This window comes from Glycomyces sp. NPDC047010, from assembly GCF_040644205.1.
Lineage (GTDB): Bacteria > Actinomycetota > Actinomycetes > Mycobacteriales > Micromonosporaceae > Glycomyces.
Genome location: NZ_JBEYVY010000016.1, coordinates 1 through 25,169, shown reverse-complemented (window position 1 = coordinate 25,169; position 25,169 = coordinate 1). Strand labels below are relative to the sequence as shown.

At 72.1% G+C, this 25,169-nt stretch carries 16 protein-coding genes and 1 pseudogene; 10 read left to right on the top strand and 7 right to left on the bottom strand.

Annotated elements, in window-relative coordinates; all coding sequences use genetic code 11:
- Positions 1-12 precede the first annotated feature (12 nt).
- Positions 13-9,588, top strand: a complete 9,576-nt coding sequence (locus AB0A65_RS24920) for a neuraminidase-like domain-containing protein (protein WP_359954966.1) — start codon at positions 13-15, stop codon at positions 9,586-9,588.
- A gap of 282 nt (positions 9,589-9,870) precedes the next feature.
- On the opposite strand, the gene AB0A65_RS24915 is transcribed toward AB0A65_RS24920, so the two are convergent.
- Positions 9,871-10,149 carry a cellulose binding domain-containing protein gene (locus AB0A65_RS24915; protein ID WP_359955103.1) on the bottom strand — a complete coding sequence of 93 codons (279 nt, stop codon included), beginning with the start codon at positions 10,147-10,149 and terminating at the stop codon, positions 9,871-9,873.
- 84 nt (positions 10,150-10,233) lie between these two features.
- Positions 10,234-11,187 (bottom strand): annotated as a pseudogene (locus AB0A65_RS24910) (non-reducing end alpha-L-arabinofuranosidase family hydrolase); the annotation flags it as partial.
- 324 nt (positions 11,188-11,511) lie between these two features.
- On the opposite strand from AB0A65_RS24910, the gene AB0A65_RS24905 reads away from it, so the two are divergent.
- A complete protein-coding gene (locus AB0A65_RS24905; protein WP_359954964.1) occupies positions 11,512-12,051 on the top strand; it encodes a DinB family protein in 540 nt (179 codons plus the stop codon).
- Positions 12,052-12,243: 192 nt separating this feature from the next.
- Positions 12,244-13,461, top strand: a complete 1,218-nt coding sequence (locus AB0A65_RS24900; protein WP_359954961.1) for a sulfotransferase — start codon at positions 12,244-12,246, stop codon at positions 13,459-13,461.
- Positions 13,462-13,464: 3 nt separating this feature from the next.
- On the opposite strand, the gene AB0A65_RS24895 is transcribed toward AB0A65_RS24900, so the two are convergent.
- The gene (locus AB0A65_RS24895) at positions 13,465-14,541 is read right to left on the bottom strand and encodes a winged helix DNA-binding domain-containing protein (protein WP_359954958.1); all 1,077 of its coding nucleotides are present in this window, start codon (positions 14,539-14,541) and stop codon (positions 13,465-13,467) included.
- Between the two features lie 124 nt (positions 14,542-14,665).
- Here AB0A65_RS24895 and AB0A65_RS24890 point away from each other — a divergent pair, with 124 nt between their 5' ends.
- Complete coding sequence (locus AB0A65_RS24890; RefSeq protein WP_359954955.1) at positions 14,666-15,097, top strand: DoxX family protein; 432 nt, start codon at positions 14,666-14,668, stop codon at positions 15,095-15,097.
- 114 nt (positions 15,098-15,211) lie between these two features.
- Here the strand turns inward: AB0A65_RS24890 and AB0A65_RS24885 are convergent, their stop codons facing one another.
- Positions 15,212-16,582, bottom strand: coding sequence for an HtaA domain-containing protein (locus AB0A65_RS24885; protein WP_359954952.1), 1,371 nt, complete (start codon positions 16,580-16,582; stop codon positions 15,212-15,214).
- Positions 16,583-16,585: 3 nt separating this feature from the next.
- Positions 16,586-17,947 carry an HtaA domain-containing protein gene (locus tag AB0A65_RS24880; RefSeq protein WP_359954949.1) on the bottom strand — a complete coding sequence of 454 codons (1,362 nt, stop codon included), beginning with the start codon at positions 17,945-17,947 and terminating at the stop codon, positions 16,586-16,588.
- A gap of 139 nt (positions 17,948-18,086) precedes the next feature.
- Between AB0A65_RS24880 and AB0A65_RS24875 the strand changes: the two genes are divergently transcribed.
- From AB0A65_RS24875 to leuE, 5 genes are all read left to right on the top strand, one after another.
- On the top strand, positions 18,087-19,094 hold the full coding sequence (locus AB0A65_RS24875; RefSeq protein WP_359954946.1) for an ABC transporter substrate-binding protein: 1,008 nt from the start codon (positions 18,087-18,089) through the stop codon (positions 19,092-19,094).
- Positions 19,091-20,176, top strand: a complete 1,086-nt coding sequence (locus tag AB0A65_RS24870) for an iron ABC transporter permease (RefSeq protein WP_359954943.1) — start codon at positions 19,091-19,093, stop codon at positions 20,174-20,176. Before AB0A65_RS24875 ends, AB0A65_RS24870 begins: the two co-directional genes overlap by 4 nt.
- Positions 20,176-20,988, top strand: coding sequence for a heme ABC transporter ATP-binding protein (locus AB0A65_RS24865; protein ID WP_359954940.1), 813 nt, complete (start codon positions 20,176-20,178; stop codon positions 20,986-20,988). The genes AB0A65_RS24870 and AB0A65_RS24865 overlap by 1 nt, the downstream gene beginning before the upstream one ends.
- 18 nt (positions 20,989-21,006) lie before the next feature.
- Positions 21,007-22,065, top strand: a complete 1,059-nt coding sequence (locus tag AB0A65_RS24860; protein ID WP_359954937.1) for an AI-2E family transporter — start codon at positions 21,007-21,009, stop codon at positions 22,063-22,065.
- A gap of 152 nt (positions 22,066-22,217) precedes the next feature.
- Positions 22,218-22,868, top strand: coding sequence for a leucine efflux protein LeuE (gene leuE, locus AB0A65_RS24855; protein ID WP_359954934.1), 651 nt, complete (start codon positions 22,218-22,220; stop codon positions 22,866-22,868).
- Here leuE and AB0A65_RS24850 read toward each other — a convergent pair.
- Entirely contained in the window at positions 22,865-23,524 is a 660-nt protein-coding gene (locus AB0A65_RS24850) for a helix-turn-helix domain-containing protein (RefSeq protein WP_359954932.1), read from the bottom strand. The two genes, leuE and AB0A65_RS24850, sit on opposite strands and share 4 nt — an antisense overlap.
- Positions 23,525-23,645: 121 nt before the next feature.
- On the opposite strand from AB0A65_RS24850, the gene AB0A65_RS24845 reads away from it, so the two are divergent.
- The gene (locus AB0A65_RS24845; RefSeq protein ID WP_359954930.1) at positions 23,646-24,017 is read left to right on the top strand and encodes a DoxX family protein; all 372 of its coding nucleotides are present in this window, start codon (positions 23,646-23,648) and stop codon (positions 24,015-24,017) included.
- Here AB0A65_RS24845 and AB0A65_RS24840 read toward each other — a convergent pair.
- The gene (locus tag AB0A65_RS24840) at positions 24,014-25,156 is read right to left on the bottom strand and encodes an arabinogalactan endo-1,4-beta-galactosidase (protein ID WP_359954928.1); all 1,143 of its coding nucleotides are present in this window, start codon (positions 25,154-25,156) and stop codon (positions 24,014-24,016) included. The genes AB0A65_RS24845 and AB0A65_RS24840 overlap by 4 nt on opposite strands.
- Positions 25,157-25,169 lie beyond the last annotated feature (13 nt).

Below are 25,169 nucleotides of genomic sequence, written 5' to 3'. Positions count from 1 at the left end.
AAGGCGAAGGACATGAACCAGCCGAAGCGGCACTTCAGCCCCGAGGCGATCCGCAAGCTCACGCTGCCGGTCGAGACGGCCGCGGCTCCGCCCGGGGCGGACCCGGACCGCACCATGGCGATCCAGCTCCCCGGGTTCGTCGAGGAGCCCACCGGCGGCGACGTGGCCGCCCTCCAGGCGTCCCTGGCGCGGCTGCGGCACGCCATCGACGCCGACGAGGTCGCCGAGTCCCGCCTCGGCCCGTCCACGAGGGACGCCGTGCGGCGCCTCCAGGCCGCCGCCGGGCTCATCCGCACCGGCGTCGTCACCCCCGAGACCGCCGGGCAGATCAAACGCGAACTGGAGCACCGGTACTTCACCGACGCGCCCCACCGCGCCGCCAAGATCCAGGCGCTCCTCACCGCCCTCGGCCACCGCATCGACGAGACCGAGCTCGCCACCCGCAAAGTCGGGACCTCCACGGCCGCCGCGATCCAGCAGTTCCGCCAGCGCACCAAGTCCCGCGGCGTCTCCTGGTGGCTCGACGAGGCCCTGGTGGAGCGGCTGCGTGCCGAGGCCCTCGCGGCCCGGCTCGGCTCCCGCACCCAGTTCGGCAAGGCCCAGCGGACCCTCGTGCGCGCCTTGACGATCGCGAAGCTCGACGTCACCGTCGGCGCCGACGAGCTGACCGCCCGCCAGGCCGGGCCCGGCACGCAGGCCGCCCTGCGCGCGTTCCAGGCCAAGTACCGCCTCCCCGCCTCCGGCCGCTTCGACCTCGCCACCATGGACAAGCTTGACGCCGTCGCCGCCTCCAAGCCCGCGCCCGTGAAGACCCTCAAGGTCAAGTCCGCGCTGGGCCTGTCCCCGCTCAAGCGCGGCGCGAAGCTCAACATGCGCGGCGGCCACGTCGCCACCGCCCAGCAGGCCCTCGCCCACTTCGGGTACGCCGTGCCCATGAGCGAGCACGGCGAGGCCCGCTACGGCAAGGCCACCCGCCAGGCGGTCCTGGCGTTCCAGGCCGCCAAGCGCCTCCCGCAGACCGGCGCGCTCGACGGGCCCACCGTCAAGGCCCTCAACCGCGACATCCTCGCCGCGCTCCCCGACTCGGAGCAGCCCCTCGCGCACTACCGGCTCCGCGGCTCCGTGCGCGACGACCGGTGGCGGCCCGTCAAGGGCGCCAAGGTCCGCCTCGCGTTCCGGTCCCTCGCGGGCGAGGGCCAGACCCTCGCCACCCGCGTCACCGGCGAGACCGGCTTCTACGACCTGCCGTACGACCCGCCGCGCGACCCCAACACGAAGGAGGTCGCCAAGCCCCTCCACCTCGTCGTCACCTTCACCGGCCCCGACAACGCCCCGCTCGGGTCGCGGATCCTGTTCAACCCCACGCCCATCCAGTGGACCAACCAGACCGCGGGGGACCGGCCCTACCGCGGCCCGTCCCTGTACGAGACCCAGCGGGCCGCCCTCGACGCGGTCCTCGGGGGCCTCGGCGTCACCGACCTCGTGGAGGACGGCGACCGCAACGACGTCACCGTCGCCGCCCTCGAATCCGGGCTCACCCAGTACGAGGTCATGCGCCTCGTCCTCGCCGTGCGCGCCGCCAAGCACGTCGGCGCCCCCGCGCTCGGCGCCGCCCTCTACTTCGGATTCATCAGCCAGGGCCTGCCCGCGACGCTCCCCGAGGAGCTCCTCGCCGCCACCGACGAGTGGACCCGCATCGACGAGCTCACCGCCGCCACCGCCTCCGGCATCCTCCTCCTCGGCCCCGAGAAGCAGGCCGAGGCGTTCGCGCGCGCCGCCGACGACAACCTCATCCCCATCGCCATCGTCCGCGACGAGGAGGCCGTGCTCGCAGCGCTCAACGCCCGGTCCGTCACCGCCGCCCTCGACGCCCCCGCCGTCGGCGGCGACGCGTCCCTGCGCAGCCTCCTCGACTCCTCCAAACTCGCGCCCGCGCACTACGACGGCGTCGCCGCGATGCTCCTCGCCCACGGCGAGACCAGCGAGGCGTTCTGGACCGACCTCACCGGCGCCGCGGGAGAACTCGGCGGCGCGGACGTCGTCGCCGACGTCGCCGCGTCCGTCGAGACCGCCGCCATCGCCGACGGCTTCGCACCCGCCGCCGCGCTCCTCAAGGCCCGCATCGACGACCCCGCCCACCCCGACCTCACCACCACCCGCCAGCTCGCGCGCCTCTCCACCGCCGAATGGGACGCCGTCGTCGCCGACGCCGGGCACCCCTCCGGCGAGGACGCGGAGTCCTACGCCCGCAAGCTCGAAGCGACCGCCGCCGCCCACTACCCGACCACCGCGCTCATCGCCGAGCTCGGCCGCACCGACGGCCACGGCCTCACCCTGGTCCCGCAGGCCGCCGCGTTCATCGACGCCCACCCCGAGCTCGAACTCAGGGCCACCGGCCTCGACGCCTACGCACGGTCCGCGGAGATCGACCTCGACCCCGACCTGCGCGCCGAGATGCGCGTCCAGCAGCGCGCCGTGCGCCTCGCCCCCGACCACAAGACCGGCGCCGCGCTCCTCGCCGCGCACCTCCACTCAGCGGGCCAGATCGCCTCCCTCGACCGCGCCGAACTCGCCGCGAAGCTCAAGGGCCACGACGTGGACGACCTCGCCGTCGCGCACGTCCACTCCGCCGCCCAGATCGCCTACGCGCACGTCCTCGGCCAGGTCGCCGCGTTCCGCTCCGACCACGCCCCCGGCCAGGCCCACGCCCTCGGCCCCCAGCAGATCACCCTCGCCGACGCCACCGGCGTCCTCGGCGACGTCCCCGACCTCGCGCTCCTGTTCGGCGGCCTCGACTACTGCGACTGCGGGCACTGCGAGTCCGTGTACGGCCCCGCCGCCTACCTCGCCGACCTCCTCCGCTTCCTCTCCACCCGGCCCGCCAAGGCCACCGGGCCCGACACCGTCCTCACCGTCCTCCAGGCCCGCCGCCCCGACATCGACGACCTGCTCCTCAACTGCCCCAACACCGACACCGCCCTGCCCTACATCGACCTCGTCAACGAGCTCCTCGAACGCGCCGCCGCCCCCGGCGCCGCCCAGCCCCAGACCACCCGCACCGCCGCCGAACTGCGCGCCGTCCCCGAACACCTCCACGCCCCCGCCTACGAGGCCGTCAAGGCCGCCCCCTTCCCCGTCCGCGGCGCCTTCAACGCCTGGCAGGAGGAGGCCCGCGTCCTCCTCGCCCACCTCGGCGTCCCCCGCCACGAGCTCATGCGCCTCCTCGGCCCCGCCACCCCCGACGCGCTCGCCTCCGCCGCCGCCGAGTACTTCGGACTCTCCACCCTCGACGCCTCCCTCGTCACCGTCCCCGCCCCGAACCAGCCCGACCAGGACGACATCTGGGGCCTCGACACCGGCGACAACGCCGTCGGCGTCCTCCCGTTCCTGCGCCACGCCGGCCTCACCTACGCCGAACTCCTCGACCTCCTCGACACCACCTGGATCCACGCCGCCGGAACCGTCACCCTCGAACGCCCCGACGGCACCTGCGACCTCGAACTCCAGACCGTCTCCGGCCTCGGCCCCGCCCGCTACGACCGCGTCCACCGCTTCATCCGCCTGTGGCGCCACACCAAGTGGACCCCGGCCCAGCTCGACCGGCTCCTGCGCGCCCCCGGCATCGGCGGCGGCACCCTCGACGACGCCGCGCTGCGCCGCCTCGCCGCGTTCGCCGAACTCGCCAAGCGCCTGCGCCTCCCCTTCGAGGCCGCCATCACCCTCTACGCCCCGCTCAGCACCGAGCCCGGCCCCGACGACACCCGCTCCCCGTACGCCGACCTCTTCGCCAACCCCAACCTCCTCGACCCGCCCGACCCCGCGTTCGACCTGCCGCTCCCCGGCACCGAGCCCATGGCCGACCACCGGCCCGCCCTCGCCGCCGCCTGGCGCGTCGGCGAAGCCGACCTCGACCTGCTCCTCGCCCGCACCGGCCCGAACCTCACCGTCGCCGACCTCACGGTCCCGCTGCGCCACACCGTCATCGCCGAGGCCCTGCGCCTGCCCGTCGCCGAGTACCTCGCGCTCCTCGACCTCGCCGCCGCCGAGCTGCCCGACCCGTACGCGGGCCCGGACGCGACCCTCGCGCTGGCCGACCGCCACGCCGAGACCAAGGCCGCGGGCCTCACGGTGTCCGAACTGGACTGGCTGCTGAACGACCGGCCCGACGCGCCGTTCGGCCAGCGCGCCGAGGCGATCACCGAGCAGCTCGACGCGCTGCGCGAGAGCCTGCGCACCACGCCCGCCGAGGAGGTGAACGGCCAGATCGCCGCCACCGTCGCGGCGACGTTCTCCCTGCCCGACGGGCAGGCCGTGACCCTCCTCGACCTGCTGCGCCCCGGCCTGTGGGACGTGTTCGCGAACCCGTCCCTCATGGCCCAGGACGCGGACGGCGAGTACACGCACCCGCTCACCGAGGCCGAGTTCCCGGACCTGTTCCACACCTGGCGGCTCCTCCACAAGGCCGCGTACCTGGTGCGCCGCATGCGGATCGACGCCACGGACCTGCCGTGGCTGATGGACCGGGCCGCGGCCTCGGGGTGGCTGCACCCCGGCGCGGTCCCGGCCGGGCCCGCCGATCCGCCCGCGTCCCTCCTGGAGTGGCGGCGCCTCGCGGCGTGGCTGGTGCTGCGGCACCGGTACCCGCGGCCCGAGGAGTCGGGCTGGCCGGAGGTGTTCGACGCCGCCGCCGCGGGCGACCCGGTCGCGGACGTGCGCGCCTCCGTGGAGGCCCTGACCGGCTGGCACGCCGCCGACCTCGCCGAACTCGACGGCGACGACCCGGCGTTCTACGCCGACGTGGACACGCTCACCCGCGTCCGCGTCGCCGCCGAGGCCCTGCGCCGCCTGGCCGTCCCGGCCGTGGACGCCCTCCGCTGGGTCGACCGCGACGACGACACCGGCGGCGCGCAGCGCCTCGCCGCCGAGCACCTGCGCCAGACCATGAAGTCCAAGTACGACACGGGCGCGTGGCTCGCGCTCATGCCCGAGCTCCAGGACCCGCTGCGCGAGGCCCGCCGCGACGCCCTGACCGCGTACCTCATCGAGCACTCGCTGCGGACCACGGCGCCGACGATCACCGCGGAGGGCCGCGAGTGGGCGAACCCGCGGTACTGGAAGGACACCGCGGACCTCCAGCGCTGGTTCCTCCTCGACACGGAGATGACCTCCGTGCAGCTGACGTCCCGCCTGAAGCAGGCGATCAGCTCCGTGCAGCTGTTCGCGCAGCGGTGCCTGCTCAACCTGGAGCTGCCGCTGGTGCGGATCACGGCCGCGCAGACCGCGGACACCACGTCCCTGGACTCGTGGAGCCAGTGGGAGTGGATGAGCGGCTACCGGCTCTGGGAGGCGAACCGGAAGGTCTTCCTGTACCCGGAGAACTGGATCGAGGCGGAGCTGCGCGACGACAAGACCCCGTTCTTCAAGGAGCTGGAGGACCAGTTGTCGCAAGGGGAGCTGACCGACGCGAACGCCGAGGCCGCCTACCGCGACTACCTCCGCAAGCTCGTGGAGGTCGCGCACATGCAGACCCTGGGGATCTACCACCAGCAGACCGCCTCGGGGAACCGCCTCCACGTGGTCGCCCGCTCGGCCTCGCAGCCGAGCCACTGCTACTACCGCTCGCTCGACCTGGCCTACAACGAGTGGACCGGCTGGGAGCGCATCGACGTCGACATCGCCTCCGACCAGGTCATCCCGGTGGTCTACCGCGACCGGCTCCACCTGTTCTGGCTCCAGTTCGAGGAGAAGACCCAGCAGCCCAAGCGCCAGCCCCCGGCCCAGATCACCGACTCCCCGAACCCGACCGCCGACCCGGCCGGGACCCTGGAGATCGAGCTCGCCTGGTCCGAGCGGACCCCCGACGGGTGGACCTCGCGGCGCACCAGCGGCGAGAAGCTCATCCACCCGTGGCCGCGCCCGCGCTCGTCCTACACGCTGAAGCCGCGGCACCGCTCGAACCAGCTGTGGCTCGACGTGTACATCTCCTCCTCGATCGAGTTCAACAACGGCCGCTTCTACGACGAGTTCACCGACTCGCACGAGCGGCTCACCCGCCGCCAGTACTCGGCGCTCCACTGGCCCTGGCACTCCTCGTCGTACGTGTTCACCGGCGAGGTCCTGGACCTGAAGATGAAGCCCATGTACGGCAACTACACGCGGCGCTCCGACGGGACGCTGTTCACCGCGGACTCGCTGTGGCACGTGCAGACCAACTTCGGCGAGAAGGGCCGCGGCATCACGGCCCTGACCTCCGCGGAGCGGTCCCCGAAGCTCCGCAAGCCCGCCACGATGCGGTTCGCGAACGGGCGCCTGGCCGCACTCGGGTCCGCCGTGGACGTCATGGTCGGCTTCGAGGACACCCGCAAGCTCCTGTCCTCCGCGCGCCAGCCCGCGGAGCTGGTGCTCGCGCCGCACGGGCGCCAGTTCAACGACGACCCGGCGTCCCCGATGGTCTTCCAGGACCGCGAGCGCGCCTACTGGGTCAAGCGCACCCAGGTCGTCACCACGGTCCCCATGCAGTTCAACGGGGTCGCCGGACCCTTCTGGATCCACGTGCCGGTCGCGACGCTCGGCCACCGCTGGTACCCGTTCTGGCACCCGCACGCCTCGGACTTCCTCGCGTCCCTGGACACCAAGGGCGTCGAGGGGCTGGTGACGCGCCCGCAGCAGAGCATCGCGCCGAACGCGCAGACGCAGTTCGCGTACGGCCCGCAGCCGGGCAACGCGATCGACCCGACCGCCCAGGGCGGCGTGGACTTCACCCGCGGCGGCGCGTACTCGGCGTACAACTGGGAGCTGTTCTTCCACGCGCCCATGCTCATCGCCGCGAAGCTCACCGCCGAGCAGCGGTTCGAGGAGGCGATGCGCTGGTACCACCGGATCTTCGACCCCACGAGCACCGACGGTGACGAGGCGCCCCAGCGGTACTGGGTCACCAAGCCGTTCTTCGACAACACCAGCGAGGACTACCGGCAGCAGCGCATCGAGTCGATCCTCGGCGACATCGGGGACCACCTGGACGAGCTGCGCGCGTGGAAGAACCACCCGTTCTCGCCGCACACCGTGGCCCGCTACCGGCCGGTCGCCTACCAGAAGGCGATCGTCATGAAGTACCTCGACAACCTCATCGGCTGGGCCGACCAGCAGTTCCGGCGCGACACGCTCGAATCGATCAACCAGGCCGTGCTGCTGTACACGCTCGCCGCGGAGATCCTGGGCCGGCGCCCCGAGAGCGTCCCGCCGCCCGAGCGCGCCGACAAGTCCTACGCGCAGCTCACCGCCGAAGGCGCCCTCGACCCGTTCGGCAACCAGGACGTGGCCGCGGTCCTCGAAGGCTTCGCGCCCCCCTTGGACTTCGGCATCGGCCCGGATGAGGGCGGCGGCGACCCGCTGCCGCACCTGGAGGTCAAGTACTTCGGCATCCCCGTGAACGACAAGCTCCTCGGCTACTGGGACACCGTCGCCGACCGGCTGTTCAAGGTCCGCCACGGCCTCAACATCGAGGGCGTGTTCCGCCAGCTGCCGCTGTTCGAGCCGCCCCTGGACCCGGGGATGCTCGTCAAGGCCGCCGCCGCGGGCGCCGACCTCTCCAGCGTCCTGGGCCTGTTCACGGCCGTGGACACCCGCTACCGGTTCCGGGTGCTCGCCGCCCGCGCCGCCGAGCTCCTCGCGGAGCTGCGGGCCCTGGGGGACAAGCTCCTGCGCGTCCTGGAGACCCGCGACGCCGAGGAGCTGGCGCTCCTGCGCGCCACCCAGGAGGCCGCGCTCAACCGGGCGATCCAGGCGGTGCGCGACCTCCAGATGGACGAGGCCACCGCCGACAAGGCCGCGATCGAGGCCGGGCGGGCCGCGATCGACGCGCGGATCGCCTACCACGGCTCGGTGCCCCGCATGAACGGCGAGGAGATCGCCGCGGTCGTCATGCAGAGCCTCGGCCTGGCCGGGAACGCCGTGTCCGCCATCATGTCCGGCATCGCGGGCGGGGCGAACCTCATCCCCGACTTCAGCATCGGCATCGCCGGGTTCGGCGGCTCCCCGAACGTGAGCATGTCGATCGGCGGCTCCAACATCTCCGGGTTCCTGTCGAACACGGCCGCGATGATCGGCGGCTTCGCCGGGATGCTCATGGCCGGCGCCGGGATGGCCGAGACGCAGGGCCGCTACACCCGCGACTTCGACGAGCACCAGTTCAGCCGCGACGTCGCCACCGCCGACCTCGCCCAGCTGGAGGCGCAGCTCGCCACCGCCGCGATCCGCGAGCAGATCGCCACCGCGGAGGCGAACAACCAGCTCCAGGCCACCGCCGACTCGGAGGCCGTCGAGGAGTACCTGCGCTCCAAGTACACCGACAAGGAGCTGTACGACTGGATGCTCGGGAAGATCGCCACGGTCTACTTCCAGGCGTACCAGATCGCGTTCGACACCGCGATGCTCGCCCAGCAGTCCTACCAGTTCGAGCTGGCCGAACCGGACGCCTCGTTCATCCAGTTCGGGTACTGGGACTCCCTGCGCAAGGGCCTCCTCGCCCCCGAGCGGCTCACGAACGACCTGCGCCGCATGGAGTCCTCCTACATGGAGAAGCACCTGCGGGACCTCGAACTCACCAAGCACGTCTCGCTCGCGCAGGTCGACCCGCTCGCCCTGCTCGCGCTCAAGCTGACCGGCCAGGCCGCGGTCCAGCTGCCCGAGTGGCTGTTCGACCTCGACTACCCCGGCCACTACCGCCGCCGCCTGAAGTCCGTGGCGCTGTCCGTCCCGTGCGTCGTCGGCCCCTACACGTCGGTGAACTGCACGCTCGCGGTCACCAACAACGGCGTCCGCCTGGACGACTCGGTCGCGGGCGGGTACGGCGACCCGCTCGCCGGGGGCGACCCGCGGTTCTGGAAGAGCCCCGTGCCGACCACCGCGATCGCCACCAGCCACGCCGTCAACGACCGCGGCATGTTCGAGCTGCGCTTCGACGACGAGCGGTTCCTGCCCTTCGAGGGCGCCGGCGCCGTCAGCGAGTGGACGCTCTCGCTCCCCAAGGCCCACAACCAGTTCGACCTCGGGTCGATCACGGACGTGGTGCTCCACCTCGACTACACCGCCCGCGCGGGCGGGCCCGGCCTCGCCGCGCTGGCCGTCGCCAACATCGACGCCGTGCTGCCGACCTCCGGCGCGGCCCTGTTCGCCCTGGAGGAGCAGTTCGGCACCGCCTGGCACCGGATGCTCCACCCCGAGGACGGCGAGGACCAGGAGCTCGTCTTCACGCTCACCCCCGAGCACCTGCCGTACTGGGCCCGCGTGCGGGCCGCCACCGAACCCGTCAAGGTGAGCGCCGCCGACCTCGTGGTCGACACCGTCCACACCGACGCGTTCACCGTCAAGTGGCGCCTGCCCGGGCAGGGCTCCTCCAGCGAGGTCCCCGGCGCGAACGACCCCGGGTTCGGCGGCGCGCCGCACTCGGCCGTCGCCCCCGTGCCGGCCCCGCCGATGCTGGGGGAGTGGCGCATGGGGCTCAAGCGCGCGAGTGCCGTGCAATACGACTCGCTGCTCCCCGAAGACGTCCGCCGCGCTTACCTGTTGGTCCAATTCGACATCGGCTGAACAGCCGATTTACGTAAAGTACGGCCCGGACGCCTTGACCTGAAAGGCGTCCGGGCCTTATACTTTAGAGGTCTCGGTGATACTTAAAGTTAGTGTATGGTGTGGACAAATAGTCTGTGGAAAGAAAAAGCGTTAGCACAAGAAGGTCGTCGTTTCATTTTTAAGGCTTTCGTCGTTTCGGTTCGTTGCGGTGGGGCCTTTTTTCTTGCCCTGAAACAGCTTCCGGTGCCCGCTCCCCAGATCCGGGGGAGCGGGCACCGGCTCGTCAAGCGGCCCTGCCGATCACGTGGCCGTGCAGGTCACCTGCGGGGCCGCCGTCGCCCCGTTCGCTATGAACCCGAACGCCTCCCGCGACTGGCCCGCCGCGACCGCGCCGTTCCACGACACGTTGGCCGCCGTCACCGCCGACCCCGTCTGCGACCACGTCGCGTTCCACGCCGAGGTGATCGCCTGCGACCCCGGCCAGGTCCACGTCAGCTTCCACGAGCTGATCGCCGTCGAGCCGGCGGTCACCGTGACCTTCCCCTGCCAGCCGCCGGTCCAGCTCCCCACCGTCGACACCGCTGCGGTGCAGGCGCTCCCGGTCGGCGGCGGCGTCGTGGTCGGCGGGTCGGTCGTCTCCTCGCCGCCCCCGCAGCCGGGGGCGGTGTTCGTCTGCGTCAAGAGCCCGAGGCGCCACGGCAGGCTGTTGTAGTCGCCGCCCGCGCTCGGATCGACGCCCTGGTACACGTACCGCATGTTGCACGGGCTGATCTCCAGCTTCTGGTTCACGCCCGCGCGCAGCATCTCCCCGTGGGAGATGTCCTCGGTCCACGCCCCGCCCGGGAACGACACGTTCGACGCCGCCATGAACGGGTTCGCGTTCGAGTCCGCCAGCGCCGTCCACGGCCCGGCGATGCTCGTCGACGTCCACGACCGGAAGTACCGGCCCGCGCTCCCGAACGCCTCCACCAGGAGCAGGTACTGGTTCGAGCCCTGCACCTTGTACACGTTGCTGGCCTCCCACAGCGCGTACTTGTTGGAGTCCTGCATGGCGATCACCGGCTCGCTCATCCCGTTCGGGAAGTTCGCCACCGAGGTCTGCGACCGGTACAGGTGCCCGTTGTCGTCCGAGGAGAACAGGTGGCAGTTCGCGTCGTCGCAGGTGACCCACATGTCCACCCAGTAGCCGCTGCCGATGTTGTCCCTGATGATCTGCGGCATCCCCGAGTAGAAGTGCCGCGGCGCCGACCAGCCGGCCGGGTTCGCGATGTTCGCGTTGGTGGAGAACGCCGCGTTCCCGTCCTGGTACACCAGGTACCAGAGTCCTTGCGGCTCATAGAAGAACACCTGCGGCGCGGCCCGGTACCCGGTGCCGATCCCCGACTGGTCGAGGTAGTAGTGGGTCGCCGACGCCGCCTGCGACCAGTCCGTGAAGCTGAAGTACACCATGTTGTACCCGCCGGAGCTCGCGATGCTCGCGAACACGTGCCACTTCCCGCCCGAGTACACCACCGACGGGTCCTTCAGGCCCGCGATGGACGGGTGGGACGCGTCGGGCTTCGGGCCCGCCAGCACGCCGCTGGAGCTCCACGTGTAGCTCGTCGGCAGCGCCTCGGCCTGCACCGGGTCGGCCGAGTCGTCCGTCGACTGCGCGCTGGCGCTCAGCGCCGCGGCCGCCATCGTGGCGGCCAGGGCGGCCGCCATCAGCGCCGCCCGCACCGCCTTCAGTCTCGTTCTCACTGGGATTGCCATTGCCTCGCCTCTCTCACCGCGGCTCGGGCCGGAAGTTTCAAGGACTTCTCGGAGTTGCGCCCGGCCGCAGGGACAGGTTACCGGTAAACATTGAGGCATGTAAATAGCTTGAACTCGGATGACGCATTCCGGAACTTCCGGAAACCGATTGCGGCGCGATCCCGCGCGGTCGTCCGATACAGTCCGGGCATGACCTTCACCGACGAGCAGGGCCGACCCGAGCCCCCCACCGAGGGAGACGAGACCGAGACGCTCCTCGGCTTCCTCGAATTCCACCGCGCCACCTTCGAGTGGAAGACCCGCGGCCTCGACGCCGCGGCGCTCGGCACCGCGCTGGCGCCCTCCTCGATGACGCTGGGCGGCATGATGAAGCACCTCGCGCTCGTGGAGGTGAGCTGGTTCGCCGAGGACCTGCTCGGCCGGCCCATGGGCGAGCCGTGGGACTCCGTGGACTGGAAGGCCGACCGGGACTGGGACTGGCACTCGGCCGCCCAGGACACCCCCGAGGAGCTCCGGGCCCTGTGGGCGGCGAGCGTCGCCCGCGCCCGCGAGCTCACCGCCGAGGCCCTGGCGGACGGCGGCCTCGACCTCCCCGCCCGCGTCTCGTGGCCCGACGGCCGCACCCCGACCCTGCGCTGGCTCCTGGTCCACATGGTCGAGGAGTACGCGCGGCACAACGGCCACGCCGACCTGATCCGCGAATCCATCGACGGCGAGACCGGCGAATAGCGCCGCGGACCATCCGGCATCAATTGCACTAATCCGATGGAATGAATCGGAAATACAGTTCAGACCCGCGCAGTCCGCCTGCAAGTGACAAAGGCGACTCGCGGGTCTTCTCTGTGTGCGTCGATTGCGCTACGGTACGTGGGAATCCGCCCTTCCGGTGTCCAATGCCGACGGAGAGAGGACCCCTTCCGCATGCGCCGCACCACCGCCAAGATGCGCCTCGTCAACACCATCACCGCCCCCGCCGCCAAGGCCCGCCGCGACCCCGACCGCGTCTTCGACAAGGTCCTGCTGAGCGAGCGCTCCGACCTGGACGGGGCCGTCCTCACCGAGGAGGACGAGCGGTCCCTGGAGCACCTGCGGGCGTTCCTGCACCGCATCGCCGCCGTCGAGTCGCTCAGCGGCGTCGGGTGGCTCTCGGTCCACGACATGATCAGGACCCGCATCGGGAACCTGTTCCGCGTGCGCCGCCTCCAGGCCCGGCATCCGGAGGTCAGGCGCGAGCGGATCGAGGCGCCCGTGTTCGTGATCGGCCTGCCCCGCACGGCCACCACGCTCACCCACAAGGTCCTCGCGAACGCCCAGGGCGGGCGCGGGCCCTACATGTGGGAGATGGACAACATCGGGCTCGCCCGCCCCGTCGAGGAGGAGGAGCGGCTGCGCCGCCGCACCCAGCGCAAGCTCGACCAGATCCTCACCCTGAGCCCCTCGTGGGGCCGCATCCACCCGGTCCGCTCCGACTGGGTCGAGGAGATCTACTTCCTGCTCAACCAGAGCCGCCTGCACAACACCATGGCGCCCATGCCGGAGTACACCGACTTCCTCTCGACCTACGACGCCCGCCCCGACTACCGGTTCGTGCGCGACACGCTCCAGATCCTCCAGTACCGGCGGCCGACGCCGCGCTGGATGCTCAAGCACCCCGACTGCCTCGGGGAGACCAAGGCGATCCACGCGGTGTTCCCCGACGCGAAGTTCGTGTGGACGCACCGCGACCCGCACACCGTCATGGGCTCGATGTGCTCCATGGCCGAGTCCCTGGCGTACCTGCACAACCGGCCGGGCGCGGTGGACCCGCACGAGATCGGCCGCACCTGGCTGCGCATCCTCCCCGAGATGGTCGACCGGGCCCGCCGCGAGCGCATCAAGATGCCGCGCGAGACCACCGTGGACGTCGCGTACCACGCGATGATGGCCGACCCGCACCGCGCGGTCCCGGCCCTGTTCGAGCAGTTGGACCTGAAGTGGACCGACGCGGACGAGCGGAACCTGGAGGAGGCCCTGAACCGCCCGCGGGACCAGCGCGGCCACGAGTACTCGATGGTCCACTACGGGCTGCACCCGGCGATGATCGACGACGCGTTCGGCGACTACGGCCTGTTCGTGGACAACCTGACGGCGAAGCGCTGACCCTCAGTCCGCGTACTCCACGGCGGTGAGCGCGGCGCCGCGGAACGCCGCGAGGCGCTCGGCCTCGGCCCCGACCGCCTTGCGGTCCAGGCCCTTCCCCCACGGTTCGAGGAGCACCGTGAACTTCCTCCCGGACTTGCGGGGCCGCCACAGCCCCGCGATCCGGCCCCCCGCGAGGACGGCGCCGGGGCGGCCGAGCACCGGCCACAGGGCCTTCGCCTTGGCGGGGTCGTCCACGAGGAGCCTCCGGTCCCGCGACTGGAGCAGCAGGTCGTAGGGGCCGACGAGCTTGACGGTCTCCGCGTCGGCCTCGCGGAGGGCCGCCTCGTCCCCGGCGAGGATCCACCGCCGCTCCCCGGCCACGTCGATCTCGACGGCGTCCTCGGGCCAGTGGGCCTTGACCTCCTTGACGGGGGAGTCGAGGTACTCGGCGACCTCCTTCACCGTCGCGGGCCCGCACAGGTGCAGGTAGGCGCGGACCGGGTCGAGCCGCTCAGGGACCGAGTCCGGCACCTTGAACCCCTTGACGGGCTTGAGGACCGGCGGCGAGGTGTGCGCCTCCAGCTCCAGCCCGGCGCGGACCGCGGCGAGGCGGAACGGCATCTCGTACAGGTGCACCGCATCGCAGGACCGGCAGAACCGCTGGTACGGCTCCGGCAGCGCCTCGTGGAGCCGGGTCGACATCTCGCCCTTGACCATCGGGGCGGTGACGATCCGCTTCATCTCGGCCGCGACGGTGTCGAGCGCTTCGAGCACGGGGATGCCCGCGGCCTTGAGCGGCTTTGAGGCGTCGAAGATCCGCTTGGCCGCGTCGGCGTCCGACCACGGGGCGGTCGCGGCGGCGACGGCGCCCATGTCGGCGCGCCGGTACGCGTGCGGGGCGCCGCGCAGCGTCCACAGCCACACCAGGTCCGCCTCGTCGACCTCCGCTCCGCGCACCGCCAGCGCCCACATCGCCCCGTCCGGGCCGGTCTCCTGCACCCCGAGGTCGAGGACCGCCGTGTCGGCGAGCGTGCCGCGCCCGCGGTCGAGCTGCTGGACGTGCGTGCGGTACCTCAGCACCTGGCGGCTGTCGATCATGCCCCCACCGTATCCGCGCGGTCCGACGCCCGCGCCGGAAAACCTCCCCGGCGGCGATGAATCCGCGGGCGCACCCTCGTCTTCACATACGAGAGCCCGATACTCCCGGAAGGTACGAGACATTATGAGCGCCAACGACATTGCCACTGAGAAGACCGTCGACGCCGAGCGCCCCGCCAAGGGCCTGCACGTGACCCTGTGGGTCCTCCAGGCGCTCCTCGGCGTCTTCATGATCGCCGCCTCCGGCGCCCCGAAGCTGTTCGGCGCCGAGTCCGCGGCCGAGGGCTTCGACCTCATCGGCTGGGGCGACTGGTTCATGTACGCCATCGGCGCCCTGGAGGTCGCGGGCGGCGTCGGCCTGCTGATCCCGCGCGTCTCCGGCCTGGCCGCGACCGGCCTGAGCCTGCTCATGGTCGGCGCCGCGATCTTCAACGCCACGATCCTGGACTTCCCGGTCTACACCCCGATCATCCTGCTGGTCCTGTTCGCGTCCATCGCCTGGGTCCGCCGCTACCAGACCCGCCGCTTCCTCGCCCACGGCTTCAAAGCCGTCTGAATGCGACCCGAAAGGGCCGGTGGCTGTGCCACCGGCCCTTCGCCGTGCCTACGGATCGTGCGGGAGGGGCCGCCCGGTTGCAGGCGAGGCGGCCCCTCCTCTGGAGTGATGCTCTTACGCCTGGAGCGCGCGGCGGCGCGCCAGGACCATGACCGCGACGCCGCCCGCGAGGAGCGCGCCGGCCGCGGCGACGAACAGGACCAGCGGGGAGCCGGTCACCGGCAGCTTGGGCGAGCCCGCGCCGGCCGAGTCAGTCCCGGTGTCCTCGCCGCCGGTGCCACCGCCGCCGGGGGTGCCGGTCGGCTCGCAGGTGGTGTCGGGGGCGTCGGCGATCTGGACGGTGAAGCTCACCGGGTCGAGCGCGGTGCCCTCGGTGTAGAAGCCGCCGAAGAAGTCCACGCCGCCCGCGGCCACGGTCGCGGCCGCGCCGTCCACGGTCACGGCGCCGCCGGCGATGGCGAGCTCCCCGACCACGACGTCAGCGATCTGAGTCGCGCCGGAGAACACGGCCAGCCCGCCGTCGACGCTCTTGACGCTCAGGTCGGCCAGGTCCAGGTCGAGTTCGCCCTCGTGGCCGTAGAAGTTGACGCCGCCCGCGAAGGACGCGTCGAGGTGGCAGGTCTCGGCGGTGAAGGTGCCCGCGGCCTCGGGGAAGTGGTAGGTCCCGTCGGCGTTCTCGGTCGCGGGCTCGGCGACGGTGATCTCGCCGTTCGCGATCGGGCCGGTCACGTAGGACCGGAACGACTCCTTGACGCCCCAGTCCGCGTCGCCGCCGGTCACGTCGTAGACCGTGCCGCCGGGCTCCTCACTGCTCGGGGCCTCGGACGTGGGGTCCTCGGAGGACGGCTCCTCCTCCGTGGGCTCCTCGATCGGGTCCGTCATGTCGGTCTTGACGGCGATGGTGATCGGGTCGAGCGCGTCGCCGGCCTTGTAGAACCCGGCGAACGCCTCCGCACCGTCCGCCGTGAGGACCACGGGCGCGTCGGTGAGCGTGCTGAACCCGTTCACCCAGGTCCAGGAGCCGACGGTGAAGTCCGCGAAGTGGACGTCCTCGAAGACGTCGTCCCCGGAGGTCACGTCGGCGTAGATCGCGCCGGTGTAGGACTCGGTGTCGCTGACGGTCTCGACGTTCTCGATGAGGAGGTCGAGCTCGCCGTGGTGGCCGGTGAACCGGACGCCGCCGGGGGCGGTGGTCTCGGTGGTCTGGTTCGGCAGGTCGGAGACGCCGGTGACGGGCTTGAACGTGAACGTCCCGTCGTCGTTGACCGACGCGCCGTCCACGGCCTCGATCGCGCCGCCCGCGATGGGGCCGGTCACGTAGTTCCGGAAGGACTCCTTGACGCCCCAGACGACCGAGCCGTCCACGATGGGGTACTTGGCGGGCTCCTGGGCCTGGGCGGGGACCGCGGCGAGTCCGACGACGGCTCCGGCGCCCAGGGCGAGTGCGGCGAAGGCCGCGACGCGCTTGCGGGTGGGGGCTCTCATGGGCTATTTCTCCTTGTCTTCGTCCGGGCCCTCGGGCCCGTCCTGGATGGGGTCGGGGGTGTCCCCCGCGGGCGGGGCCGCGGGGGAGTCCTCTGTGGTCCGCTTGCGGCGCTGGACGACCGCGACGACCGCGGCTCCGGCGCCGAGCAGCACGGCGATGGCGACGGGGACGATCCACACGAGCGGGTTCATGCCGGTCTCCGTCGATGCGGTGTCGGCGTCCGCGGTCTCAGGGGAGCTGGTCGCGGGTTCGACGGGGTCGGACCCGAGGTCGGGGAGCGCGGGCAGCACCGCGTCTGCGGTGAGCGGCACGGCGATGAGCAGCGGGTCCATGGGGTCGCCCGCCTGGTAGAACCCGCCGAACACGGGCACGGCGGCCTCGGTCAGCACGGTGGGCACGTCCTCGGCGAGCAGCACGCCGTCGGCTTCAGCGAGTTCGGCCTCGAAGGACACGAGGTCCACGCGGGCCCCGTCCACTTCGGCCGACAGCACGCCCTTCCCGGCGGTCGCGGTGATCATCGGGTCGGTGAGCACGAGGTCCACGTCCGTGCCGGTGAAGGCCACGGTCCCTTGGAACGCCAGCGAGTAGTCGGCGGCCGTGGCGGTCCCGGCGCCCTCGGCGAAGCGGAAGACCGCGCCGCCGTCGGCCGCGCCGTCGGCGACGGTCCAGGCGCCCTCGGCGATGTCGCCGGACACGTACTCGCGCCAGGAGGTGCGGACGCCCCAGTCGACGACCGCGCCGGTCACGGCGTCCCCGGTCTCCTCAGCGCCGGCGCTCTCGGTGGGCGCCTCGGTCTCTTCGGGCTCGGCCGCGACGTCGGCGCTGAACGACACCGGGTCGAGCTCCTGCCCGGCCTCGTAGTACCCGGCGAACGCGTTGGCGCCGTTGGCCGTCAGGGTCGCGGCGGCGCCGCTCACCGAGACCGTGCCGCCGCTGGCCTGCAAGGACGCGCCGCTGAGGCTGGCCATGTCGGTGCGGGTGCCGTTGACGTACACGTAGAGCGTCCCGGAGGACCCGGAGTACTCCACGGACGGGTTCGCGAAGGTCAGGTCCAGTTCGCCGTCGTGGCCCCAGAAGTAGACCCAGCCCTGGTAGTCGACGACGGCGGTGCCGTCCTCGTAGGTGCCCGCGGCCGAGTGGAACCGGTAGGCGCCGTCAGATGTCGACGCGCCGTCGCCGGTCTGGATCTCGCCCTGGGCGATGGGCCCGGTGATGTAGGAGCGGAACGACTCCTTGACGCCCCAGTCGAGCCGCCCGCCGGAGAGGTCGTCGGCGTGCGCCGGTGCGGCCCACAGGAGCAGCGCCGCGGCCAATGCGCAGGCGGCGGTCAGCGCTCCCGTCAGGCGGCGGGTGGCGTGGGGCATGGGGGGACCTCCGTATTCACGTTCAACGAAGGCAAGGCTAACCTAAGTAGTACCGCCGAAGCAAAGGGGGTGCTAACTATTATTAGCGAAGCCTAACCTATGCTCGATCGGCCGCCTGAAGACAGAACTGGAGAACGCCGTGCGCCCAGACCCCCGCCGGACCTTCCGAGCGACCGCCGTCGGCGCCGCGATCCTCCTCGCCCTCTCCGCTTGCGGCACCGGCGAATCCGAGGCCGAGACCACCGTCGAGGCCGCCGTCGACCGCGTCGACCCGATCGCGGCGAGCGCCGAACCGGCACTCCCGGTCACCGTCACCGACGCGACCGGGGCGGCCGTCACCGTCGAGTCCGCCGACGCGATCGTGCCGCTCTCCGGGTCGCTCTCGGAGATCGTCTTCACGCTCGGCCTCGGCGACCGCGTCGTCGCCCGCGACATCACCGCGACCTTCGAGCAGGCCGCGGACCTCCCCGTCGTCAGCCACGGCCACGACATCTCCGCCGAAGGGGTCCTGTCGCTCCAGCCGGACCTGGTGCTCGCCGAGACCAGCTCCGGGCCGCAGACCGCGCTCGACCAGATCGCCGCCGCCGGGGTCCCGATCGTCGTCTTCGACCCCGCCGACGGCATCGACGCCGCCGCCGAGCGCATCACCGCCGTCGCCGGAGTCCTCGGCGTCGCCGACCTCGGCGCGCAGCTCGTGGAGCGCACCGAGGCGGGCATCGCCGCCGCGACCGAGGGACTCGACCTGTCGAACCCGCCGCGCGTGGCCTTCCTGTACCTGCGCGGCTCCGCGTCCGTCTACATGATCGGCGCGCGCGACTCCGGCGCCACCTCCCTCATCGAGGCCGCGGGCGGCATCGACGCGGGCGCCGAGGCCCTCGAAGGGGACTTCCTGGAGCTCACCCCCGAAGCCCTCGCGGCCGCCGCACCCGACGTGATCCTGGTGATGGACAAGGGACTCGACTCCGTCGGCGGCGTCGCCGGGCTCCTGGAGATCCCCGGCGTCGCCCAGACCCCCGCGGGAGAGGACGAGCGCATCGCGCACCTGCCCGACGGCATCATGCTCAACTACGGTCCCCGCACCGGCGACATCGTCGCCGACCTCGCCGCCCAGCTCCACGGCACTTCCAACGACGGCGACACCGAATGACCGCCACCGCAACGGAACCGGAACTCGACGCGCCCGCGGTCCCGGCCCGCCGCCGCTGGGCCGTCCCCGCCCTCCTCGGCCTCGGCCTCACCGCGGCCCTCGCGCTCGGCGTCCTCGTGTCCGCGTCCAGCGGCGCCTTCCCGATCCCCCTGGGCGACATCGTCTCCTCCATCGGCCACCGGCTCGGCCTCGGCGGCGCGCCCGTCGACGGCACGGGGGAGTCCGTGCTGTGGAACATCCGCTTCCCGCGCGTGGTCCTCGGCGTCCTCGTCGGCGCCAGCCTCGCGACCGCGGGCGCCCTCATGCAGGGCATGTTCGGCAACCCGCTCGCCGAGCCCGGCGTCATCGGCGTCTCCTCCGGCGCGGCCGTCGGCGCCGTGTGCGCCATCGCCTTCGGGTTCACGTTCGCCGGGAACTGGACGATCTCCCTGTGCGCCTTCGCCGCCGGACTCGTCACCGTCGCCGTCGTGTACTTCCTGTCCCGCTCCGGCGGGCGCACCGAGGTCGTCACGCTCGTGCTCACCGGCGTCGCCGTCAACGGTCTCGCCGGGGCCCTCATCGGCGTGTTCATCTTCTACGCCGACAACGACGAGATCACCGCGATCACCTTCTGGCAGATGGGCAGCCTCTCCCAGGCCACCTGGCCGAAGATCCTCGCCGTCCTCCCGCTCGCCGCGATCGGCCTCCTCCTCGCACCCACGTACGGCCGCCGCCTCGACCTCCTCGCCCTCGGCGAGCGCCCCGCCCGCCACCTCGGCGTGGACGTCGAACGGCTCCGCCTGCACCTCATCGTCATCGTCGCGCTCCTCACCGGCGCCGCCGTCGCCGTCTCCGGCGTCATCGGCTTCATCGGACTCGTCGTCCCGCACCTCGTGCGCATGGTGGCCGGGCCCGGCCACCGGGCCCTCCTGCCGCTGTCCACGATCGGCGGCGCCGCCGTCATCGTCTGGGCCGACCTCGCCGCCCGCACCCTCGCCGCCCCCGCCGAGATCCCCCTCGGCATCCTCACCGCCCTCGTCGGCAGCCCCTTCTTCTTCTGGCTGCTGCGACGCACCCGACGCCGCCAAGGAGGCTGGGCCTGATGCGCCTGCGCCAGCGCCGCACCACTGACATAGGCACCGTCCCCGACCGCCCCGCCGCCGCCGAGGACCTGCGAGTCAGCCTGGGCGGCAAGGAGATCCTCCGCGGCGTCGACCTCGACGTCAACGCCGGGGAAGTGCTCAGCCTCGTCGGCCCCAACGGCGCCGGGAAGTCCACGCTCCTCGCCGCCCTCTCCGGCGACCTCGCGCCCGCCACCGGCCGCGCCCTCCTGTGGGACCGCCCCGTCGGCGAGTGGAGCCCCCTCGACATCGCCCGCCGCCGCGCCGTCCTCCCGCAGGCCCACCAGGTCTCGTTCCCCTTCACCGTCCGCGAAGTCGTCGAGATGGGCCGCGCCCCCTGGGCCGGGACCGACCGCGCCGACCACGACGAGGAGCGCGTCGCCGACGCCCTCGACCGCACCGAGACCGCGCCGTTCGCCCAGCGGCCCTTCACGTCCCTGTCCGGCGGCGAGCAGGCCCGCGTCATGCTCGCCCGCGTCGTCGCCCAGGACGCCGGACTCGTCCTCCTCGACGAGCCCACCGCCGCCCTCGACCTGCGCCACCAGGAGCTCGTGGGCCGTCGCTGCCGCGAACTCGCCGCGGAGGGCCGCGCCGTCGTCATCGTCCTCCACGACCTCGACCTGGCCGCCGCCTACTCCGACCGCACCGCCCTCCTCTCCGAAGGGCGCATCGCCGCCTGCGGGAAGCCCGCCGACGTCTACACCGCCGACCGCCTCGGCGCGGTCTACCGCCAGCCGGTCACAGTGGATCACGACGCCGACACCGGTGCACCGAGAGTGACCCCGGTCCGCTGAATCTGCTAGACATCTCCCATGGCTGACAAACCCGGACTGCCGCTGCGCAGAAGTCTCTCCCAGAGCCCCCCGCTCACCGCGGGCGTCCTCCTCGGACTCGGCCTCGCCGTCGCGTACGCACTGGTCTGGTCGATCCAGGAGCTGAGCACGGTCATCACGGCCCTGGTCGTGGCGACGTTCCTCGCGGTCGGCCTCGAACGCATCATCTCCACCATGACCCGCCGCCGCATGCCGCGCTGGCTCGCCATGACGATCCTGTTCCTCGGGGTGTTCCTCGTCTTCTGCGGCGGCATCGCCGCGATCATCCCCGCGCTCGTGCGCGAGACCACGCAGTTCGTGGAGAACGTCCCCGGGTACTACGACGCCATCATGAGCAGCAAGCTCGCCGAGCGGTTCGGCGGCGAGGCGGGCCTGGCCGACCGCGCCCAGGACGTCCTCACCGCCTCCAACATCTCCAAGGCCCTCGGCGGCGTCGCGGGCGGCGCGGCCTCCGCGGCCAACGGCCTGGTCTGGACCGTCACCACGATCCTCCTCACGGTCTTCATCCTCGCGGCCTACACGCAGCTGCGCCAGGGCACCCTGCGCCTGGTCGCCGCCTCCAAGCGCGAGCAGACCGGCCGCATCCTCGACGGCATCCTCCAGCAGGTCGGCGCCTACCTCATCGGCGCGCTCGCCATCGGCCTCGTCGCGGGCATCTCGTCGTGGATCTTCATGGCCATCGTCGGCATCCCCTACGGCGCGCTCCTGGCGCTCCTGGTGGCCCTGCTCGACCTCATCCCGCAGATCGGCGCCACCATCGGCGCGGTCGTCGTCACGCTCGTGGCCCTCGCGGTCTCCCCGATGACGGCCGTCGCGTCCGCGATCTTCTTCATCGCCTACCAGCAGCTGGAGAACTGGGTCATCTACCCGACGGTGATGCGCAGCGCGGTGAAGGTGTCGAACCTCGCCGCGATCGTCGCGGTCCTCGTCGGCGGGACCCTCTTCGGCGTCATCGGCATCGTCCTGTCGGTCCCGATCTACGCCGCGATCCGCCTCATCGGCAAGGAGCTCGTGATCCCGCGCCTCGACAACTCGTGACGCGAAGGGGCCGGAGGCGCATACCCGCACGCGCCCCCGGCCCCGGTCGCCACAGCATAGGGCCCCGCTCCGACAGCGCGCTACGCTGGGACCGTTTCGCCGCGCGAGCGCGGCTCGCATCGATGCGCCCCCCGCGTTGAGAGGAAGCGCCCGTGTTCGGCACCGTCGACCTGTGGACCTACGTCGTCGCCTCGGTCCTCATCATCCTGCTGCCCGGACCCAACTCGCTGTACGTGCTGTCCGTGGCCTCCCGCCGCGGCCGCCGCGACGGGTTCAAGGCCGCGGCCGCGGTGTTCTGCGGCGACTCCGTCCTCATGGTCGCCACCGCCGCCGGGCTCGCCTCGGTCTTCGCCACCTCCGCGGTGGTCTACAACGCCGTCCGCTGGGCGGGCGTCGCCTACCTCGCCTACCTCGCGTTCGGGCTCATCCGCGGCGGGATCAAATCCTGGCGCGCGGCCCGCCGCGGCGACGCGGTCGAGGACGCACCCGCCCCCGCGTTCGCCGCCACCGAGCGGCCCTTCATGCGCGCGCTCGTGGCGAGCCTCCTCAACCCGAAGGCCATCCTGTTCTTCGTCTCGTTCTTCGTGCAGTTCGTCGACCCGAACTACGCCTACCCGGTCCTCAGCTACGGCGTCCTGTACGTCATCATCCAGGCGTTCTCGATGATGTACCTGACGGCGCTCATCCTCGCCGGGGACGGCCTCGCCCAGACGTTCCGGCGGCGCCGCCGCCTCGCCGCGGCAGGGAACGGCCTCGTCGGCGCCGTCATGATCGGCTTCGCCGCCAAGCTCGCCACGGGCTAGCAGCCGCCGCCCCGGCGCCCCCGCACCATCCCGCGCAGCAGCCGCTTCGGCGCGGGCGCCTCCGGCAGCGGCTCCTCCGCGTCCACCGCGAACGCCCGCAGCATCTGCCCCACCAGCCGCCGCGACGCCTCGCCCGCCGCGTCCGTGGCAGCAGCGAGCACCCCCGCGTTCGCCATGAGCAGGATCAGCAGGTCCTCCGGCGCGAAGTCCTCCCGCAGCCGCCCCTCGGCCTTGGCCCGCCCGATCAGGTCCGAGAACGCCGCGAACGCCTCCTGACGCGCCTTCTCCAGGTTCCTGGCGCCCGCGAAGTTCATCGTCAGCACCTCCGCGAACCCGCGGTTGTCCGCCTGGAGCCCGCACACGGTCGCCACGTACTCGCGGAACCCGTCCCACGCCGACCCGCGCTCCCCGGCCGCCACCGCCGCGGCCCGGTTGCGCTCCATGGCGTCCTCGAACACCGCCGCGATCAGCTCCGACCTGGTCGGGAACCGCCGGAACAGCGTCGCGATCCCCACCCCCGCGGCCCGCGCGATCGACGCCATCGACGCGCTCAGGCCCTCCCGCTCGTACACCCCCCGCGCCGCCTCGATGATGCGGTCGCGGTTCTGCTCCGCGTCGCAGCGGAGGCGGCGGGGGCGCTTGCGGTCGGCTTCCATCCCGCAATCCTAACCAAGTGGAATGCCCTATCCGCTTGTGTTGTTACACTCAGCGCCTACAACCGGAAAGACCGCTCCGCTTGGGAGCGGCCCCCGTCGATTCCTTTGGGAGAACGCCCACATGAACGTCCTGCTCTGGATCCTGCAAGGTCTGCTCGCGCTGGCCTTCCTCGCCGCCGGCGTGATGAAGACGACCCAGCCGAAGGAGAAGCTCGCCCCGAACATGCCGTGGGTGAACGACTTCTCGGCCGGCACCGTCAAGTTCGTCGGCATCGTCGAAGCCCTCGGCGCCCTCGGCCTGATCCTGCCCGCCGTCACCGGCATCGCGGTCGTGCTGACCCCGGTCGCCGCGACCGGGCTCGCCCTCATCATGGTCCTCGCCGCGGCCTACCACGTCCGCAAGGGCGAGTACGCCTCGCTCGTGACCAACGGCGTCCTGTTCCTGATCGCCGCCGTGATCGCCTGGGGCCGCTTCGGCCCCTGGCCCTTCTAGAGGCGCCCGAGGGTCTTCAGGCCCGGGAGCGGCTTCCCGTCGAAGTCGAACAGGGCCTGGTTCTCCCAGCCGTTGCCGCTGGACGGGTCGGCCGGGTCCCACCCGGCGCCTGCGACGCCCGTCCAGGTCGGCTCCCAGTAGACGACGCCCCTGCCGAGGCCGTCGGGCACGTTCCTGACGACCTCGGCGACCTGCTCCAGCCAGTACGACTGGTTCTCGGGGCTCGACGGGTACCCGGCCACCGGCTCGGCGTCCGTGATGATGTTCGCGAACCCGTCGGAGTCCTCGGTGGTGAACGGGTACGCGGTCTCGACCACGTAGATCGGCTTCCCGTACCGGCCCGCGAGGTCGTTCAGGTTCGCCTCCAGGCCCGAGAGCGGCCCGTGCCAGTACGGGTAGTACGAGGCGCCGATCGCGTCGAACGGCACGCCGTTCGCCACGGCGTTGTCGAAGAACCACGTGAACGCGCCGTTGTTCCCGCCTTCGGCCAGGTGCAGCACGGCCTTCGCGTGCGGCGCGGTGTCGTGGACGGCGTCGCACCCGGCGGCCAGGAGCTCCGCCATCTGCTCCAGCTGGTCCCAGCGGCCGTCGGGCCACAGCAGCCCGCCATTGGTCTCGTTGCCGACCTGCACGAGCGCGGGCTTCACCCCGGCCCGCTTGAGCGCGCCGAGCACGTCGGCGGTGTGCTCGTACACGGCGGTCTTCAGGTCCGCGAACGCCAGGTCCGCCCAGGCGGCGGGCTTGTTCTGCTTGCCCGGGTCGGCCCAGGCGTCGGAGTAGTGGAAGTCCACCATGAGGTCCATCCCGGCGCGCTTGGCGCGCTTGCCGAGCTCGACCACGTGGTCCTTGTCGTTGTACCCGTCGGCCGGGTCGACCCAGACCTTCGCGCGCAGCGTGTTCACGCCGCTGTCGGCGAGGATCTTCACGGCGTCGCCGGTGCGGCCGTTGGCCTTGCGGTACACGGCGCCGTAGTCCTCGTTCTTGATCAGGCCGGAGACGTCGGCGCCGCGCACGAACTTGCCGGCGCTCGGCTTGCCGCGGTCGTCGCCGACGGCCTCGGCCAGGGCCGGGACGGCCGCGGCGGCGGCGATGCCGAAGACGCCGGCGCCTGCGGCGGTGAGGGCGGTTCTGCGTTTCATCTCAAGGGGTCGC

Coding starts and splice junctions, on each gene's coding strand:
- AB0A65_RS24845 (WP_359954930.1), top strand. CDS start 23,646: ATGAACGTCCTGCTCTGGATCCTGCAAGGTCTGCTCGCGCTGGCCTTC.
- AB0A65_RS24890 (WP_359954955.1), top strand. CDS start 14,666: ATGAGCGCCAACGACATTGCCACTGAGAAGACCGTCGACGCCGAGCGC.
- AB0A65_RS24865 (WP_359954940.1), top strand. CDS start 20,176: ATGCGCCTGCGCCAGCGCCGCACCACTGACATAGGCACCGTCCCCGAC.
- AB0A65_RS24885 (WP_359954952.1), bottom strand. CDS start 16,582: ATGAGAGCCCCCACCCGCAAGCGCGTCGCGGCCTTCGCCGCACTCGCC.
- AB0A65_RS24920 (WP_359954966.1), top strand. CDS start 13: ATGAACCAGCCGAAGCGGCACTTCAGCCCCGAGGCGATCCGCAAGCTC.
- AB0A65_RS24840 (WP_359954928.1), bottom strand. CDS start 25,156: ATGAAACGCAGAACCGCCCTCACCGCCGCAGGCGCCGGCGTCTTCGGC.
- AB0A65_RS24905 (WP_359954964.1), top strand. CDS start 11,512: ATGACCTTCACCGACGAGCAGGGCCGACCCGAGCCCCCCACCGAGGGA.
- AB0A65_RS24860 (WP_359954937.1), top strand. CDS start 21,007: ATGGCTGACAAACCCGGACTGCCGCTGCGCAGAAGTCTCTCCCAGAGC.
- AB0A65_RS24900 (WP_359954961.1), top strand. CDS start 12,244: ATGCGCCGCACCACCGCCAAGATGCGCCTCGTCAACACCATCACCGCC.
- AB0A65_RS24880 (WP_359954949.1), bottom strand. CDS start 17,947: ATGCCCCACGCCACCCGCCGCCTGACGGGAGCGCTGACCGCCGCCTGC.
- AB0A65_RS24870 (WP_359954943.1), top strand. CDS start 19,091: ATGACCGCCACCGCAACGGAACCGGAACTCGACGCGCCCGCGGTCCCG.
- AB0A65_RS24895 (WP_359954958.1), bottom strand. CDS start 14,541: ATGATCGACAGCCGCCAGGTGCTGAGGTACCGCACGCACGTCCAGCAG.
- AB0A65_RS24850 (WP_359954932.1), bottom strand. CDS start 23,524: ATGGAAGCCGACCGCAAGCGCCCCCGCCGCCTCCGCTGCGACGCGGAG.